Origin of the sequence: Flavobacterium sp. MEB061, from assembly GCF_000834715.1 — a bacterium.
GTDB lineage: Bacteria > Bacteroidota > Bacteroidia > Flavobacteriales > Flavobacteriaceae > Flavobacterium > Flavobacterium pectinovorum.
This window is the reverse complement of the sequence record NZ_JXQR01000009.1, coordinates 18,367-37,539: the sequence shown is the minus strand read 5'-3', so window position 1 is coordinate 37,539 and position 19,173 is coordinate 18,367. Positions and strand designations below refer to the sequence as shown.

The window sequence follows — 19,173 nt, the reverse complement described above, 5'->3', positions numbered from 1 at the left end:
CTATTAAAAATAATTTTGTACCTTTTTTAACTTTTGTGTTATTTTCCATTGGATGCTCCCTTTGTACCTTTGAGCCTCTGCAACTTTGAACCTTAAAAATAAAAAAATGAAATACACAACTTTACCCAACACCGATATAAAAGTTAGTAAAATCTGTCTCGGAACCATGACTTTCGGGCAACAAAATACAGAAGCGGAGGGTCATGTCCAAATGGATTATGCTCTTGAACGCGGAATTAACTTTTTTGATACTGCCGAAATGTATTCGGTTCCGGCAAGTGAAGCAACTTACGGAAGTACGGAAAAAATTATCGGAACATGGTTTAAAAAATCAGGAAATCGCGAGAAAGTAGTTTTGGCTTCAAAAATTGCAGGACCAAACGCGAATTTTGGCTATATGCGCGAAAAACTTGATTTTTCTCCTGCGAGTATTAAATATGCTTTAGATAATAGTTTAAAACGTCTGCAAACAGATTATATCGACTTGTATCAAATGCATTGGCCGGAACGTAAAACAAATACTTTTGGTCAGCGTGCTTTTAAAGTTCAGGATGATGCATGGGAAGATAATTTCAGAGAAGTTCTGGAAACTTTTGACGGATTAATTAAAGAAGGAAAAATAAAACACATCGGAGTTTCTAACGAAAATGCCTGGGGAATGATGCGTTTTCTGGAAGAAAGCAAATATCAAAATTTGCCAAGAATTAAAACGGTTCAAAATCCATATAATTTACTAAACCGTCTTTTTGAAGTTGGTTCAGCCGAAGTTGCAATCCATGAGAATGTTGGTTTGTTAGGATATTCACCTTTAGGATTTGGAACATTGACTGGCAAATTTTTAACCGGAGAAGAACATCCAAAAGCCAGGGTTAAACTTTTCCCGCAATATACTCGTTACGGAAGCGATCAATGTACACAGGCAACAAAATTATATCAGGAAATCGCCCATAAACACGGATTGACGTTAACGCAATTATCAATGGCTTTTGTGTTGCAGCAGCCATTTTTAACCAGTGCTATTATCGGCGCTACAACATTGGAACAATTAAAAGAAAATATCGATACGATTGATGTTGTACTTTCAAAAGAAATTTTAGCCGAAATTGATAAAGTACAGGCTATTATTCCAGATCCGGCTCCGTAAGTTATTGCCACGAAGACGCTAAGACACAAATATTTATTATTTATTTGCATTTTGTGTCATTTCGACCGAAGGGAGAAATCACACTAGAAGCTCGACAAAGATTGTAGATTCTCTTTGTAGATTCACGAGTGTGATTTCTCCCTTCGGTCGAAATGACAATACTTTGTGCCTTGGTGTCTTCGTGGCAAATCGTTTACAAATCAAATTCCTCCTCCATCGCCAAAGAATCATTTTTAATTGCTGTTGAATCCGGTGCTTTGATTCGTATTAACGAACGCGCATTTCCGGAAATATAAACAGGAAACTGGCCAATGGTATCTTCAGGAATTAGGAGGCCTCTGCGGAACATTAAGTTTCTTAAGAATTTTTGATTTTTTACGGCATAATCTTTCAGGTTTCCTTCATCATTAAACTGATACATGAATTTTCTTGGTTTTGGAATAATTGTCGCCAAAAACAAACATTCGTCTACATTTAAACCTGATGGACTTTTCTGGAAATAAAATTGACTTGCTTCACCAATTCCGTATACGTTTGGTCCCCATTCGATAATGTTGAAATAAACTTCAAGCATTCTTTCTTTGCTTACAACTCTGTTATTTTCTAAAATATAAACCAAGAGAATTTCTTCCAGCTTACGCGAAAGCGTTTTTTCACGGGTTAGAAATACGTTTTTAATCAATTGCATGCTGATCGTACTGGCACCGCGAGAGAATTTCTTAGTTCTGATATTTTTCAGAATAGATTGTTTGAAGGCTTCATTTATAAACCCTCGATGCGAAAAGAAAGAAGGATCTTCTGTTGTCAATACTGATTTTCGTAAATAAGGCGAGATTTGGTCTAAAGGTGTATAATTGGGATTTGCACTTCCAACCAAAACCGGACGTTGCAATACATTCTGAATGATAGCGCGATAAACAAATTCTCTGTTTAATTTATTAAGATCGGCTTCACCATATTTCGTGATTCTTAGATCTTGTTTGTTTAGTTTACTGTCAAAAACTAAAGTATTAGGTTTGTTTTTATTGAATTTGAAATCCAATTTATAATCGAAAATTCCCGTCGCTTCCATTCCCTGAAAATGGGTAAACAATCCGTCTGGCAAGGAAACAATAAAATCCTGTGCCTGCATCTTCGGAATCTCAACTTGTAAAGTATAAACCGTGTCTTTTTCCGTATTATACGAAACGTAAGGCTTTACTTTTATTTTGTTCAATTGCATTGTAGAAGTACTGTCGATCGAAATAAAATCGTCACCAAGCAGAAAACGATAATCAAAACGGGCATTTTTAATTACAACATCTTTACTGGCTATTTTTGGATGATTGATTTTTAAATTCGTGATAGAAGTATAGCCATCAATATGCAATTCACTTCCGTCCTTATCAATATTGGCAACGTTTAATCGAATAGAATCAAAGCTTGCCTTGAAATTGTAACGTTCGTCAAGATACGGAACGCGAATGGCTCCGGTATCAAGATTAAAAAACCGAATATCTGCTTTTTTATTTCTGGGATCAGCAAATCCTTTAATATTCCATTTTTGATCAAAATTTTTACTTTGAACATGAAGGTTCGTTTCAAGCTGTTTATTGTCTAAAACGAGTTTATTGATCTCAATAGAGGCTTTTTTACCATTGTCATCAATTTTAAAATTCAGGTTTTCCAATTTCATGTCTGTTGGAACTAAATTTAATAGCTTCGAAATGATTTGATAAGCAAAAGTGGCATATTTGCGTTTTTCGTTTGTATCAGAATCTGATTTATCTCTTTTTAGGAAAGCATCAAAATTACGGACTTTTCCCTTTTTTACTAATTGAATATAACCATCGTTGATTTTTAAAGTTCCAACCTGAACATCTCCAATTAATAAATTCGATAAGCTAATACTGGTTTCTATTTTTTGAATGTGGCAAAGCGTGTCCGCATTATTAGGAACTAAAATAACATCAGTTAATTTGATTCCGGATAATCCTTCAAATGAAGCTGATTTTACAGAAAATTTACTGTCATATTCTGTATTCATTTTCAAGGTAACTTTTGCAATGGCTTGTTTTAAAAGTGAATCGCGAAAAAAGTAAAGACCTAAAAAAAGCACTACCAATACCAGGGCAAGTATTAGAAGTGCTTTTAATATTTTTTGTTTTGGAAATTTCATAAAGTAGGTTTATAAAAATTTAAGGAATTTTCGTGGTGTAAATTTTCTGCCACGAATTTCGCTAATTTCTCGAATTATATATGACTTGGATATGTAAGATTTCACATTAAATTTAAATAAAAATTCGTGTTTAATTTGTGAAATTCGTGGCAAACAAAAATTTAACCAAAAAGAAAACTGGAAACATCTTCAATCTTGGCAACAAGTTCAATTTTGATTCCTGTGTTTTTTAAGGCAATTTTATTGTATTTTGAAACAAAGATAGTATTGAATCCTAGTTTTTCGGCTTCCTGAATACGTTGGTCTACACGATTTACAGGACGAATTTCTCCGGATAAACCAACTTCGCCGGCAAAACAAAAGCCTTTCGTAATCGGAATATCTTCATTTGAAGATAAAATAGCGGCAACAACAGCTAAGTCAATTGCCGGATCATCAACAGAAATTCCTCCGGTAACATTCAGGAATACGTCTTTTGCGCCTAAACGAAATCCGGCTCTTTTTTCTAAAACTGCCAAAATCATGTTTAGCCGTTTGGCGTTGTAGCCAGTAGTACTGCGCTGCGGCGTTCCGTAAACTGCGGTGCTTACCAAAGATTGAATTTCGATCATTAACGGGCGCATGCCTTCCATGGTTGTGGCAATCGCTGTTCCCGACATTTCTTCGTCTTTGTGCGAAATCAATATTTCTGACGGATTGCTTACTTCTCGCAAACCGCTTCCCAGCATTTCATAAATTCCCAGTTCGGCAGTCGAACCAAAACGGTTTTTTAGCGAACGTAAAATTCTATAAACGTGATTTCGATCGCCTTCAAACTGTAAAACGGTATCAACCATGTGTTCCAGGATTTTTGGTCCGGCGATATTTCCGTCTTTCGTAATATGCCCGATTAAAATAACCGGAATATTAGTTTCTTTGGCAAACTTGATCAGTTCGGCAGTTGTTTCCCTAATTTGAGAAATACTTCCGGCTGTCGATTCAATATAATCTGTATGTAAAGTCTGGATGGAATCGATAATGACAATTTCCGGCTGAATTGCTTCAATTTGTTTGAATATGTTTTGCGTTTTAGTTTCCGTCAAAATATAGCAGTTATCGCTATTTGGCGTTATTCTTTCGGCGCGCATTTTTATCTGTTTCTGACTTTCTTCTCCGGAAACATATAAAGTTTTATAAGGCAGTTTTAAAGAAATTTGAAGCAAAAGCGTACTTTTTCCAATTCCCGGTTCACCTCCTAAAAGTGTCAGAGAGCCAGGAACAATTCCGCCGCCTAAAACACGATTCAATTCGCCATCAGTTGTATCCATTCGAATTTCCTGAGCCGAATCAATTTCATTAATTTTTAAAGGTCGCGGTGCTTTACTGGTAGAAGTGGGTTCACTTTTCCAGGCTACCTTTTCCTGCTTCTGAATAATTTCTTCAGCAATAGTATTCCATTCCTTGCAGGCATTGCATTGCCCTTGCCATTTGGCATATTGGGTTCCGCAATTCTGGCAAAAAAAGGAAGTTTTAACTTTAGACATTATTTGGTTTTTTTAGCAAGCGTATTCATTTCGTCGATTTTCTCGTACATCACATCTTTATTCAAATCCCCAATTGGTTCCATTTGCGATGCATTTTGATATTTTTTTGAAGCTCTTTTTGGATCTCCCATTTTTTCGTACATTAATCCTAATTCATATTCGCCCAACATGGCTTTTGGATAATTTACGTTTCCAATTTCGGCCATTTTGCCTAATTCATCATACGCATTTTTTTTAAGGATAAGGTTTTCAATTATTTTGAAATCACTCATTCTCACCGGAATCTGAACGCCCAAAACTTTAGACATTGTGTTGTATTTATTTTCTAAATAATCAGCATATCCTGTTTCAAGAACAGCAATTTTATCATTGTATTCTGCTGAATTTATAGGTTTGTATACTTCAAAAATTTGGTACAAAGCACTCGGAATTGCATGTAAAACCTGAGTATAATGTGTTGTGCCTTTAAATAAATCGTATTTGTAGTTCACCAGAGGATTATTGGCAAGTTTAATATTGCTGTCTAATTTTTCTATTGGTTCTTTGATTTTTTTATTGTCACCATCTGCAGCAGATAAATAGTAAAATACAGGTTCTGTTACTTTTGCAAATTTCTCCGGAATTCGAACTTCCATTTTAGGAGCCAATTCTGGACTAAAACAAATATAAGCGTTAAACAACGGTTGTTCTTTGTACAAATAAAAGTTGACAAAACTTGCTGTAAGATCATGACCGGCAATAATTCTAAAAGGCGAAGTGCGGTATTTTTTTTCGATATAAGGAACTAATTCTGCACCAACAAATTCAAAAAACTCCGCGCCTTTTTCAAAAGGAAGTCCTTCATTTTGGTCAATAGTGGTGTCGTCTTCTCTTTCGTCGTTTTTATTTTGATGAATACCAATGATAATCATTTCGGGCAAATCGCCCCAATAAGTACCATAACTTACGGCACCTGAAAAAGGATCAAATAAATAATCGCCGTCTAATAAATATAAAACAGGATATTTTTTTTCAGGATTGGCTTCGTAAGATTCCGGAAGTCCGATTGTAATTCTTCGTTCTTCTCCAAGTTTTTCAGATTGAATGTTGTCAAATTTCTTCTGGGCAAAAGCCGAGATGGAAATTAAAGCAAATAGTAAGTAAACTTTTCTCATGATTTGGGGTATTTCAGTGGATTAAAAAGTATTGAAATAGTGTAGCAATATAACATTTTATTTGCTTTTTTATTATTGTAGGATTTTTAAAATAGCAATGTAGGTCAGATTTAAATAAATAAATCAAAATTAACCGCAAAGCTCGCAAAGATTTTACGCAAAGTTAAAGACAAAGCTTTGCGAACTTTGTGTTTGCTTAACACAAACTGAATAAAAATTTTGCGCGCTTTGCGGTTAATTTTTTATCATTCCGTAGGTTTGGGATTAATTCTTTAAAATCAATATTGAATTTAAGCCAATAAAATACTGTTTGTACCATCAAAATTGGAACAAACTAAAAGTAGATTTAAGTTTAAAAGGAAAGCTTACGTTAGCGAATTATCGTTTTCATTTGGAAAAATGATCCATGGTTTGAAGGTTTTAGCTTCTTCAAATTCCAGGGTTGCATAAGATATAATAATGATAATATCGTCTTTTTGAACTTTTCTGGCTGCAGGACCATTCAGTGTAATTTCACCTGAATTTTTTTCTCCTTTAATAGCATAAGTTTCAAAACGTTCACCATTATTGATATTTACAATAGATACTTTTTCGCCTTCAATTATGTTTGAAGCTTCTAGTAAAGTTTCATCAATAGTAATGCTGCCAATATAATTTAAATCGGCGCCGGTTACTTTTACTCGATGAATTTTAGATTTTATAACTTGAATTTGCATGTTGCAAAGGTAAATTAATTTAATGAAATGGTGTCAATCAACCTAATAGAATTAACAAATACTGCTATAAATGCGCGGTAATTTTTGCCTTCTCTTTTAAGATCGATAGGTAATAATGTAGATTCGTCAGCAATTACGAAATATTCTAAATCGAATTTTTCATTGTCTTTGAAAGAATTTTCTACAAATTCGATTGTTTCTTCCGGACTTTTTGTTTTGAATATTTCTTTTGCTTCGGTTAAAGTTTTATAAATGATAGCAGCTTCTTTTCTCTCTTCGGGAGTTAAGCGTTCATTTCTGGAACTCATTGCCAATTGGTTTTCTTCTCTAAAAATAGGGCAGCCTACAACATTTACCGGCAAATGATTTTTTTCGACCATTTTTTTAACGATCTGCAATTGCTGAAAATCTTTTTCGCCAAAATAAGCATTTGTAGGAGTTACAATTTCAAATAGCCTTTTTACGATCGTGCCAACGCCATTGAAGTGTCCGGGTCTGAATTTTCCTTCCATTTGATTTTCCAATCCGTCAAAATCAAAATCCTGTGAAACCGTATTTCCTTCGTAAATATCTTCTACAGAAGGAGCATAGAGAATCATTTTATCGCTCAAACCACGCATTTTTTTTACGTCCTCTTCTAAAGTTCTAGGGTATTTTGCCAGATCTTCGGGATTGTTGAATTGAGTTGGGTTTACGAAAATACTTACTACAGTATCGTCGTTTTCTTTAAGGGATCTTTGCATCAAAGCCAGATGCCCTTGGTGTAAAGCACCCATTGTAGGAACAAACCCGATGGTCGAATTTGCCGTTTTGATAGTTTTTAAATAGGCTATCAAAGCTACTTTACCGTAGAAAATATGCATGTTGGTAATATTAAAATTTAGTGCAAACATAATATATTAGTTATAAACTGCATAAATTTTTGTAATTTTGCAACGTTTTTATTACCAAAAATTAAGTAAAATACTATTATGAAAGATAAGAGGATATTATATGTATCATCTGAAGTCGTGCCTTATTTGGCTGAAAATGAAGTTTCTTTAATGTCTTATGACGTTCCCAAAATGATTAATGATCAGGGAGGTCAGATAAGAATTTTCATGCCAAGATATGGAAATATCAACGAAAGAAGACACCAGTTGCATGAAGTTATTAGACTTTCAGGAATGAATTTGGTAGTGAACGACTTAGATATGCCATTGATTATTAAGGTAGCTTCAATTCCGAAAGAAAGAATTCAGGTTTATTTTATTGATAATGATGAATATTTCAAACGTAAAGCAACTTTTGCTGACGAAGAGGGAGCACTGTACCCTGATAATGACGAAAGAGCAATATTTTTTGCAAAAGGAGTTGTTGAAACAGTAAAAAAACTAAATTGGGTTCCGGATATTATTCACGTTCATGGCTGGCTGGCTGCTATGTTGCCAATTTACATGAAACATTACTATAAAAACGAAGCTTTATTTTCTGAAACAAAAATCGTAACATCTGTTTACGGGCAATCTTTTGATGAAAATTTAGATTTAGAAATGATTAATAAGGTGAAATTTGACGGTGTTCCTCATGAAGCAATTGCTGATTTGGAAACTCCAAATTATGAGAATGTTCTAAAGGCGAGTATATTACATTCTGATGCTGTTATCATTGCATCTGAAAATGTATCGCCAAGTTTAACAAAATTTATAGAATCTTCAGGAAAACCTTTTTTACCTTTCGCCACGAAAGATGCATTCGCAGAAGCGTATACAAATTTCTATAAAACGATGGGTCTTTAAATTTTAAACTTTATTTTTAAACATGTATAATACTTCTTTCTTTAAGAAAATTCTATTAATAAGTACTGTAGTTCTTTTATATTCTTGCGACAAAGATTTTAATGCCATTGGAGATGATTTGATTGGAGACGATCATTTTGGTCTTGAATCTGAAAAATATGATGTTTTGGCTTACAATCAGGAAGTAACACCAATTCAGTCAAATTCTTTGACAGTAAATGCTTTAGGTATTTATGATAATCCGGTTTTAGGAACAACAACAGCAAATTATACCACGCAGGTTGCACTTGCTGCTTATGCTCCTTCTATTGGAGAATCGCCGGTAATACAAAGTGTTGTACTTAGCGTGCCTTATTTTAGTCATATAACAGCCACTAACCTTGATGGGAGTAGTACTTATGCATTAGACTCTATTTATGGAGCGCCGGAAGGAAAGTTAAAATTAAGTGTTTACGAGTCTGGTGTTCAAATGCGTGCTTCTTATTTTGATGGTGGTAATCAATTTGCACAATTGTATAATACCGATATGGATACCGATACTGGTGTTCCAGAATATATAAATTTTGATACAAAAAAAGTTGGTAGTCGATTAAATACAGGAGGTGTATTAGAAAATGATCAATTCTTTTTTGACGCAAAACAAATCACTGATGTAACAACTACTGATGGTAAAGAAGTTACCACAAAAGTTGCTCCCGAAATGCGTTTGAATTTAGATAATGCCTTTTTTCAAAGTAAAATATTGAGTGCTCCGGCTGCAAAACTTGCTACTGCTGATGTTTTTCAGGAATATTTCAGAGGATTATATTTTCAAGTAGAAAGATCAGGGAGTGATCCAAGTAATATGGCTTTGATGGATTTTACAAAAGGTAAAATTACTATTAAATACAAGGCTAAAACTGATATTACGACTGATGGGGAAACTGTAGAAGACAGAACATTGGTTATTAATTTAACAGGAAGTACAGCTAGTTTACTTAAGGATGCCAAAAGTTCCGACTATGCAACTGCAATACAAAATCCGAATCCGGCAGGAGATGAAAGACTTTTCTTAAAAGGAGGTCAGGGATCACTTGCTGTATTAGAACTTAATGGTCTTGCTGCTAAACTAGAAGAAATTAGAGCCAATAAATGGCTGGTTAACGAAGCAAATTTGGTTTTTTATATCGATACTTTACAAATGGCTAAAACTGCTGATGGTAGTACTGATATTAAAAAAATGGCAAAAGAGCCGAAAAGAGTTTACTTATATGACTTAGATAATAATTTACCAATTGTAGATTATGCAACAGATGGTAGTACAAGTATAACAACTGATCCTCGAATGACAAAAGTTATTTACGGTGGTATAGTCAATGTAAATTCGACTACTAAAAGAGGATCGTATTATAAAATAAGATTAACTAATCATATTCGAAATATCATAAAAAATGCTACTGCTAAAAATGTTAGATTAGGTTTAGTTGCTATTGATGATATTAGTATTACAGCTTCGAATAAGTTGAAATTAAAAAACAGCGTTATTTCAGAAGCGCCACGATCGACAGTTATAACGCCGGTAGGAACAGTATTGTACGGAGGTGCATCAAGTTCAACAATCCCAACTGGCAAAAAATTACAACTTGAGATTTACTACACGAAACCAAATTAATAAATATATATGTGTGGAATTGTTGGATATATCGGTCATAGAGAGGCTTATCCTATTATTATAAAAGGATTAAAGCGTCTTGAGTACAGAGGATATGACAGTGCCGGGGTTATGTTATATGATAACTCAGGTATAAAACTTTGTAAAACAAAAGGTAAGGTTTCAGATCTTGAAGAGAAAGCAAAAGATAATTTTACTACAAACGGAACTATAGGAATTGGACACACTCGTTGGGCTACTCACGGGGTTCCAAACGACGTAAACTCACATCCGCATCTTTCAAATTCTGGTGAATTAGTAATTATTCACAACGGAATTATTGAGAATTATGCACCTCTTAAAGAAGAATTAAAAAAGAGAGGATATACTTTTAAATCAGATACAGATACAGAAGTATTGGTGAATTTGATTGAAGAAGTTCAGAAAAAAGAAAATATAAAATTGGGTAAAGCAGTTCAGATTGCTTTAAACCAAGTTGTAGGTGCTTATGCGATTGCGGTTTTTGATAAAAAAAATCCAAACGAAATTGTAGCAGCAAGATTAGGAAGTCCGTTAGCAATTGGAGTTGGAGAAGGAGAGTTCTTCATTGCCTCAGATGCTTCGCCTTTCATTGAATATACCTCTAATGCTATTTATCTGGAAGATGGAGAAATGGCAAACATTAGGTTGCATAAACCTCTTAAAGTTAGAAAAATTAAAGATGACTCTTTAGTTGATCCTTATATTCAGGAGCTTCAGATGAATTTGGAGCAAATTGAAAAAGGCGGCTACGATCATTTCATGTTAAAAGAAATATACGAACAGCCAAGCGTTATCAAAGATACCTACAGAGGAAGACTTCATGCTAATGAAGGAATAGTTCAGATGGCTGGTGTTGAAGATAATTTAGAGAAATTCTTAAATGCAAAACGTATTCTAATTGTTGCTTGTGGAACTTCATGGCACGCAGGTTTAGTAGCAGAATATATTTTTGAAGAGTTTACCCGTATTCCGGTTGAAGTTGAATATGCTTCTGAATTTAGATACCGTAACCCAATTATCAATAAAGACGATGTTGTTATCGCGATTTCTCAATCAGGAGAAACTGCCGATACAATGGCGGCTATTAAATTAGCAAAAGAAAATGGTGCTTTTGTATTTGGTGTTTGTAACGTTGTAGGATCTTCTATTTCAAGAGAAAGTCATGCTGGAGCATACACGCATGCAGGACCTGAAATTGGAGTAGCTTCAACAAAAGCATTTACAACTCAAATTACGGTTTTAACTATGATCGCTTTGCGATTAGGTAAAGCTAAAGGTACATTGTCAAATACAGACTATCATACTTACTTGCAAGAATTAGAAATAATTCCTGAAAAAGTAGCAGAGGCATTACAGACAAACGACAGAGCAAAAGAAATTGCAGCAGCTTTTAAAGATGCTCCAAACTGTTTGTATTTAGGTCGTGGATATAACTTCCCGGTTGCATTAGAGGGTGCTTTAAAATTAAAAGAGATCTCTTACATTCATGCTGAAGGTTACCCGGCAGCAGAAATGAAGCATGGTCCAATTGCATTGATTGATGAGCACATGCCGGTTATTGTAATTGCGCCTAAACAAGGTCATTACGATAAAATTGTAAGCAACATTCAGGAAATAAAATCAAGAAGCGGTAAAATTATTGCCGTAGTTACAAAAGGTGACACTCAAGTTCGCGAGTTAGCCGATTATGTAATCGAGATTCCTGAAACTTCAGATGCTTTGTCACCACTTATTACTACGATTCCGTTGCAATTACTTTCTTATTACATCGCTGTAATGAGAGGCTGTAATGTTGATCAGCCTCGTAATTTGGCAAAATCTGTTACTGTAGAATAAAGTTTATAAAATATTTATAATGCTATAAAAGCGAGACTTAGGTCTCGCTTTTTTTATGAGTTTATTAACATTTTTTTTGTAGGGATTGAATTATAATTTTATATTTGCCGAAAATGTATTATTATACTCTTGTTTCATGAAAAAATATTTATTTATTGCTCTTTTTATACTGTGTTTCTCAGCAAATGCTCAAACAAAACTAACCTTTAGTTACGACGCTGCAGGAAATCAAATCACCCGAATACTTTGCATTAACTGCCTTTCAAAATCAGTTGATGAGATAAAAGAAATTGAGGCTATTACTCAAGATGATTTATTACAGTTTTCAGAAAAAGATGTTATCTCTTATTATCCCAATCCCGTAAAAGAAGAATTGTATTTACAATGGCAGCTATTGAATGATAATTACATCACTTCAGTACAATTATATTCAGTAACAGGTCAGGTTTTAAGATCTTATCAACAAAGCCTTCAGGAAAATAATCTTACAATACCTTTTCAGCAGTATCCTTCGGGAATTTATATTGTATTGATGTCATACAAAGGCGGAGGAGAAAAATCGATTAAAATCATCAAACAATAAACGCCATGAAAAAACTTTACTTTACACTTCTATTTTTAGTTTTTGGCTTTTTGGTTTCTGGACAGACTTCTGCCGAAGTTGGTGTCACCGAAGGACAATTATCGGTTTCTTTATCGGGAGCTGCCAATTATACCATTCCTATTGCTGTTCCAAAAGGTATAAATAATGTTGAACCTCAAATTAATATAACTTACAATAACCAAAACGGGCTAAGTGGTACAGCTGCACGTGGTTGGGATATTTCAGGAATTTCTTCTATAACCAGAATTCCAGCTACTAAATTTCATGATGGAGTAATAAATCCCGTAGATTTTAATGCATTAGACAGATTTGCATTAGACGGACAAAGACTAATAGTAAAAAGTGGAACAACAGGGACTTATGGGGCAGATAAAACAGTTTATGAAACTGAATATTTTTCAAATACTAAAATTACTTCTTATGGAGTTTCTCCTTTTGGCTCAAATTATGGTCCGGCTTACTTTTTAGTTGAATATCCAGATGGATCAAAAGCTTATTATGGCAATTCAACAAATTCCAGATCAATTATGGAATGGTCCATTTTATATTGGCAAAATGCTCAGGGAGTTAGAATTTCTTACGATTATATTTCAATAAATAATACGTTATATATTGACACTATTAAATACGGAAATTCATATGATAATGCTCCTATGAACGAAATAAAATTTGGTTATGAAGAGAGAATTTTCCCTGAAAACGGTTATGTTGGAGGACAAAATATTATAAGAAGTAAAAGAATAAAAGCGATAAAAATCACTACAAGTGGTATTGGCTATAGAAATTATAGTTTTTCTTATATGGAAAGTGATCGTGTCAAAAATGTAACAGAAACAAGTGGTGATGGTACAAAAAGTTATAATCCTACGGTTTTTGATTATGGAATGAGTTCTGGGGAAAGGAAATATCAAAATATAGAAACTAAATTAAATTTAGGAAATATAAATTCCTTAAATGTTGCAGCTGTTTCCGGAGATTTTGATGCAGATGGAAAAATGGACTGTTTGGTGTATCCAACACTTGGCGCAGATACTAAAGCAAAATATTGGTTATATGCTGATATTGAATCAGGAAATAATGTCAATATGGGCTTAGAACATAAAGTAGGTGCTTTTGATGCTGTTTTTCCGGCAACATTTTTAAGTTCTGATAATAAAATTTTACCACAAGGATGGGTGGTAGCAAAAAAAACAGATTCAGATTATACTTTTACGGTATATGGTATGATAAATACACTAGGTAGTGCTAATATAAAAAAGAATTATGAACGAGTTGTTAGTTTTCCGAAGACTATTGTATACAGTTTTTGTAATAATTGTGTAAAGACAATGGCAAAAGAAACGATGTTTCCAAAAAGAATTATTTCGGGAGATTTTAATGGCGACGGTTTAACCGATGTTTTAGTTATTGATACTCCTGTTCCGACTGTACTTTGTGGTACAAAAACTTTTGCAGGTTGCGAAACGGTTAAAGGAGAAGTTATCTCAAAAAATGTATATTTTATTGATTTGAAAAGGGATAATACAAGTGATTTTATGATCCTGTCCGGTGAATTAAATGCAGCTTTATCGACAACAGCTAAAGTCGAAATTGGTGATTTTAATGGTGACGGAAAGTCTGATATATATGTTTTTGACAATGGCTATCTGTATATTTATACACTTGACACATCAAATAAACTTGTCATTTTGTTTTCATCGCCAAATAATTATATTTCTAGCAGCATTCCTATTTTAATTGGCGATTATAATGGAGACGGAAAGTCTGACATCATGATTCCAAAAGCATACGGTTCATCACAATGGTACAAGTATACTTCAACAGGAACTACCATGATAAAAGAAGAGAAAACATATACGGCGGTTTTTAGCCCTAATGATTCCTATAACACTTATAATTATATTGCCACAGATTTTAATAATGATGGTAAAACAGACTTAATAAAAGTTTGGAATAAGGTTGAAAATAATAATGGGAATATTATTCTTTCGTGTTATGAAAGTATAAATGGGGATTTTATTAATCCCGTACAAACAGCTGCTACGGGACCAAAACCTGAAATTAATATTTATGCACTTCCTGTATTTTTGCCTCAGTCTTTAAATAGTTATACTAGCGCACCTAATAAAACAAATTCAACACTTGAAATTGCCTTTTTTAATCAAAGTAGCATTCATTTTTTTAACTCTGGATATGATTATAGAAAGGGTAATTTATTAACCAACATTACAACAGGCAACGGCGTACAGGAAGCCATTACTTATATCCCGTTAGATTCGAAGTTTGCGAATACGTATCAAAATACTACTATTTATAAGCCAAGTAAAGAAATTGCGAATTATCCTGATTTTGATATTACGATTGACCCTAATTTATACGTGGTTTCTAAAATAGAAAAACAAAGCAAAGACGATTACAAAAAAAGATTATTTGCCTATTATGGTGCTGTCTCAAATGTAGATGGTCTGGGATTTTTGGGTTTTAGATCTGTAACTCAAACAGACTGGTACAATGATAATACAGCCATGTTTTCGAATATCACCAAAAATAATATTGACTTAAGAGGCGCCAATACTGAGAATTATTATGCTCGTGGATTTAGAGAACCTCTGATTTCAACTCTTGATACTAAAACACCAAGTGCAATTGTTAAAGGGGGAAGTATGGACTATACAGTAACTCAATCAGACAATTTGATAGCTACGGAAAGTATTACACTAAAACCTGGTACCTGGATTAAACCCGCTAGCGGAAGTACATTTTTGGCAAAAATAAATGAAGGAGCTAATAATTCGCCCAATACTCCTACTGATTTTATAACAAAAGCTATTTCGACTTATGAAAGTAATCTTTTATCAAACAAGGTTTTTAGTTTAAAAAATACCGTTAGTAAAGAATTTAATACACTTACCAACACGAATAGTGAAGCGTATACAGAATATGATACTTATAATAATCCAGTAAAATCTACGACTATTATAAAAGAAGGATTTTCAACAGTTCAAACTACTGTTTCAGATGTTGCCTATTATAACGATGCTTTAGGATCAACTTATATTATTGGAAGGCCATTGAGCAATTCACAAAGCGTTTCTATAACTGGTAGTACAATGAGTTCTGAAGAAAATTATGATTATAATGCGAGCGGACTTGTTAAACAAATTAGAAGAAAAGGAACCAATACTAATTACATTACAGAAGATAATGATTATGATGGTTTCGGCAATATTAAAAACAAAAAAATAACAGCTGTTGGACTGACACCAAGAGAAACAAGTTATCAATACGATCCTTCGGGTAGGTTTTTGACACAAGTTACAGACCATGAAAAGCTTTCAACATCATTTATTTATAATCCAAACGGTACATTAAAATCAGAAACAAACCCTTATAATCTTACCACATCATATACTTATGATGCTTGGTTTAAAAAGTTAACAGCAAAAGATGAAAAGTTAAATAAAACAATCAGTTATGCCTATACCAAAAATGCCGAAAAAACTATTGTTACAACCACAACAGATGCATTAGACGGAAGTGCCACCGAAGAAACATTTGACGATCTTGGAAGAAAAATAAAATCAGGTCAAAAAGATTTAAACGGAAACTTTGTTTACGTATCGTTTCTGTATGATGTTTTTGATCGAAACTATAAAACGAGCGAGCCTTATTTTGGCTCGACTCCGTCCCAGTGGAATGAAACTAAATTTGATATTTACAGCCGACCAGAAGAAAGTCAATTGTTTACTACCAGAACCACAACGGCAAGATATGATCTGTTAACATCGACTATTGTTGATGGACAGAAAACAAAAAGCATAACAAAAAATGCTATTGGCAATATTATATCTTCTACCGAAACTACCGGAGGAACAATCACGTATAGCTATTTTGCCAACGGAAATCTAAAACAAACTGATTACAACGGTGTAAAGATAGATATTGAGCAAGATGGCTGGGGACGAAAAACGGTTTTAAAAGATCCGTCTGCCGGTACTTTTACCTATAAAAATAATGATTTAGGTGAGCTTGAAATAGAAACCAGTAAAAATGGCGAAGTTGTAACCACAATTACCCGTGATAATACAGGGAAACCAATTAAAAAAACAGTGTTAGGATCGGGAACAGATACTGAAACTATTTATGAGTACAATACATTAACCCAACAGCTTATTAAAAGTGTTTTTAATGATAGAAAAGAGCCAACAGGAAAAAATCAAATTATTACAATCTATACGTATGATGATATTTTTAAAAGATTATTAAAAATAGTTGAAGATAAAACAGGGGGACCTAAATTTACCAACACATTTACTTATGATGGATTAGGAAGAATTGATACAGAAACCAAACAAGCGGAACTAGGTTCAAGAAAGATTGGTCTGACTACACAAAGAAAATATAAAAATGGTAATTTGTATCAAATTCTTGAGAATAATACTAAAAAAGTATTATGGCAAATTAACGAGTTAAATGCAAAAGGCCAAATAAAGGAAAGCATTGTAGGTAATGGTATAAAAACTACTAATGAGTATGATACCAATGGATATTTGTCAAAAATACAATATGATAAAACAAATGGACAAACCGAAAATGTTTTGACCTTAAATACAAAATTTGATTTTAAAACAGATAATTTAGAAAACCGTACAAATAGTGCATTTAATAATTATACCGAAAATTTTAAGTATGATGAATTAGACAGGCTTAATGAATTTACCAACAAAGATGGCATTGTAGAGATTCAAAACTATGAGGCATCCGGAAAAATAAAAGAGAATAATTTAGGAACTTATAATTACAGTAAAGAAAAACCATATCAAAACACGTCTATTACACTTACGCCAGAAGGGTACGAATATTATGCAAACAGAGAAGGTACTTTTAATCAGGGCACAACAGAAAGGAAATTAGATATTACTTATAATGCTTTTAAATCTCCGCTGCAAATTACAGAAACAACGATAGATAAAATAAGTTTTTCGTATAACGACAACAACCAGCGTAGCACCATGTATTACGGAAGCCTGGAGGATGAAGTACTAAGGCCTTTGCGTAAACATTATGCTGCAGATGGCACTATGGAGATCAAAGAGAATATAAAAACCGGAAGCACTGAATTTGTTATTTATGTAGGAGGTGACGGCTATACTGCTCCTATAATAGCTATAAACGACGGTATATATACAGCTCCAAATATTTCATATTTACATCGTGATTATCAAGGAACAATTCTTGCTATAACCGATGCCAGCGCAGTTGTTATGGAAAAGCGATTGTTTGATGCCTGGGGCAGTTTAATAAAAGTGCAAGATAAAAATGGTAATACACTTGCAGGATTAACATTTTTAGACAGAGGTTATACCGGTCATGAACATTTGCAGAGTGTAGGTTTGATAAACATGAATGCAAGGTTATACGACCCAATGCTGCACAGATTTTTGCAGGTAGACAATTATATACAGGATCCTACTAATACGCAAAATTACAACCAGTATGGTTATGTGTTAAATAACCCACTATTGTATACAGACCCGAGTGGGAATCAATTTAATGATGGAAAAGATTGCGTTAATTGCGGACCTACAGAGGGTCAGCAAATAGGTGCAGGAGGTATAATTGGTACTGTTGTTAATAATTGGGATGACTGGGGAGTTAAAGATTGGGCAAATAAAAATATTAATGGAGATAAAATCAGTAAATGGTGGAAAAGTAAAATTAGTACTAAGAATTTATTTGGTCGTAATAAAAACTCTGGACCGCCGACTAATAGAAGTAGTTATGCGAATTTGAACAGTAGTAATTTTATACTTGCACAATTAAACACTACTAATATGATTACGAATAATATTAAACAACCTCAACAAAAGCGTAATATGAGTTCAAGAGAAATTGAAATGGTTTCTAGGCTTCATCAAGGTTTTGATGTTATTGAAGAAGTTGGAGGTTGGATGGAGATAGGAAGTGTTTTATTGGCTCCAGTAACAGATGGAGGCTCCTTAGCCTTAGGACCTGTAGGGCTGTGGCATTCTACAGTTGGTACAGCAGGTAATATGGCAGTAGATTATTACGAAGGAAATTATAAAATGATGATTTATAGAGGAGTGAAGTTTACAGTGACATTTGGTATAGGTAAAGCAATTGATAGAATACCAGGAGGAGAATATATTTTAGACAAGACAATTCTAAAAACTACAACGTTTATATATGACAAACTTTTTTCTCCTTCAATTCAAAGGAATTTTGTGCCAACTAAAATTTAAAAATATGAGTTCAGAAGTTTATTTAGAAAGAGTAATTTATGGTTTACCAATAGGTTTGGGAATGTTTTTTTTAGGCTTATTTTTTTATTTTTCATATAGAAAAAAGAATATTAAACCAGTTTACGGAGTTAAGAGAGAAAATTTATTAGGGTATTTATCAGATGCAGCTAAAATTTTTGCTTATCATTATAGTTTAGGATTAATGTTTATAGGAGGTGTCATAATATTAATGGCGGTTGTTTTTCTTATTTTAAGTTTTGTAAGCTAGGTTACATGAATTAATATGCCGCGCTCTACGAAGTTTTCATTATAGTAGCTGTGCGAA

12 protein-coding genes are annotated in these 19,173 nt (G+C 33.5%); 7 read left to right on the top strand and 5 right to left on the bottom strand.

The features are described from left to right. The first annotated feature begins 106 nt into the window (after window positions 1-106). Window positions 107-1,144 (top strand): aldo/keto reductase, encoded by a 1,038-nt coding sequence (locus RT99_RS04335; RefSeq protein WP_042563514.1) that lies wholly within the window; start codon window positions 107-109, stop codon window positions 1,142-1,144. Between the two features lie 193 nt (window positions 1,145-1,337). On the opposite strand, the gene RT99_RS04330 is transcribed toward RT99_RS04335, so the two are convergent. The 5 genes from RT99_RS04330 to panC all read right to left on the bottom strand — a co-directional run bounded on the left by RT99_RS04330 (window position 1,338) and on the right by panC (window position 7,588). Next, entirely contained in the window at window positions 1,338-3,302 is a 1,965-nt protein-coding gene (locus tag RT99_RS04330) for a transglycosylase domain-containing protein (RefSeq protein WP_042563513.1), read from the bottom strand. A gap of 161 nt (window positions 3,303-3,463) precedes the next feature. After that, a complete protein-coding gene (gene radA, locus RT99_RS04325; protein ID WP_042563512.1) occupies window positions 3,464-4,825 on the bottom strand; it encodes a DNA repair protein RadA in 1,362 nt (453 codons plus the stop codon). Beyond that, a complete protein-coding gene (locus RT99_RS04320) occupies window positions 4,825-5,979 on the bottom strand; it encodes an alpha/beta hydrolase (RefSeq protein ID WP_042563511.1) in 1,155 nt (384 codons plus the stop codon). Before RT99_RS04320 ends, radA begins: the two co-directional genes overlap by 1 nt. A gap of 365 nt (window positions 5,980-6,344) precedes the next feature. Next, window positions 6,345-6,695 carry an aspartate 1-decarboxylase gene (gene panD, locus RT99_RS04315; RefSeq protein WP_026727479.1) on the bottom strand — a complete coding sequence of 117 codons (351 nt, stop codon included), beginning with the start codon at window positions 6,693-6,695 and terminating at the stop codon, window positions 6,345-6,347. Between the two features lie 14 nt (window positions 6,696-6,709). Then, window positions 6,710-7,588, bottom strand: a complete 879-nt coding sequence (gene panC, locus RT99_RS04310; RefSeq protein ID WP_042563510.1) for a pantoate--beta-alanine ligase — start codon at window positions 7,586-7,588, stop codon at window positions 6,710-6,712. 78 nt (window positions 7,589-7,666) lie between these two features. On the opposite strand from panC, the gene RT99_RS04305 reads away from it, so the two are divergent. The 6 genes from RT99_RS04305 to RT99_RS04280 all read left to right on the top strand — a co-directional run bounded on the left by RT99_RS04305 (window position 7,667) and on the right by RT99_RS04280 (window position 19,116). Further along, the gene (locus RT99_RS04305) at window positions 7,667-8,473 is read left to right on the top strand and encodes a glycogen/starch synthase (RefSeq protein WP_042563509.1); all 807 of its coding nucleotides are present in this window, start codon (window positions 7,667-7,669) and stop codon (window positions 8,471-8,473) included. 22 nt (window positions 8,474-8,495) lie between these two features. Continuing rightward, window positions 8,496-10,124 (top strand): DUF4270 domain-containing protein, encoded by a 1,629-nt coding sequence (locus RT99_RS04300; RefSeq protein WP_042563508.1) that lies wholly within the window; start codon window positions 8,496-8,498, stop codon window positions 10,122-10,124. A gap of 9 nt (window positions 10,125-10,133) precedes the next feature. Beyond that, a complete protein-coding gene (glmS, locus tag RT99_RS04295) occupies window positions 10,134-11,981 on the top strand; it encodes a glutamine--fructose-6-phosphate transaminase (isomerizing) (RefSeq protein ID WP_042563507.1) in 1,848 nt (615 codons plus the stop codon). A 136-nt stretch (window positions 11,982-12,117) separates the two neighbouring features. After that, window positions 12,118-12,564: a T9SS type A sorting domain-containing protein gene (locus tag RT99_RS04290; protein WP_042563506.1), complete on the top strand. Its 447-nt coding sequence runs from the start codon at window positions 12,118-12,120 to the stop codon at window positions 12,562-12,564. Window positions 12,565-12,569: 5 nt separating this feature from the next. Then, window positions 12,570-18,848: an FG-GAP-like repeat-containing protein gene (locus RT99_RS04285; protein ID WP_042563505.1), complete on the top strand. Its 6,279-nt coding sequence runs from the start codon at window positions 12,570-12,572 to the stop codon at window positions 18,846-18,848. A gap of 4 nt (window positions 18,849-18,852) precedes the next feature. Further along, complete coding sequence (locus RT99_RS04280) at window positions 18,853-19,116, top strand: hypothetical protein (protein ID WP_042563504.1); 264 nt, start codon at window positions 18,853-18,855, stop codon at window positions 19,114-19,116. Window positions 19,117-19,173 lie beyond the last annotated feature (57 nt).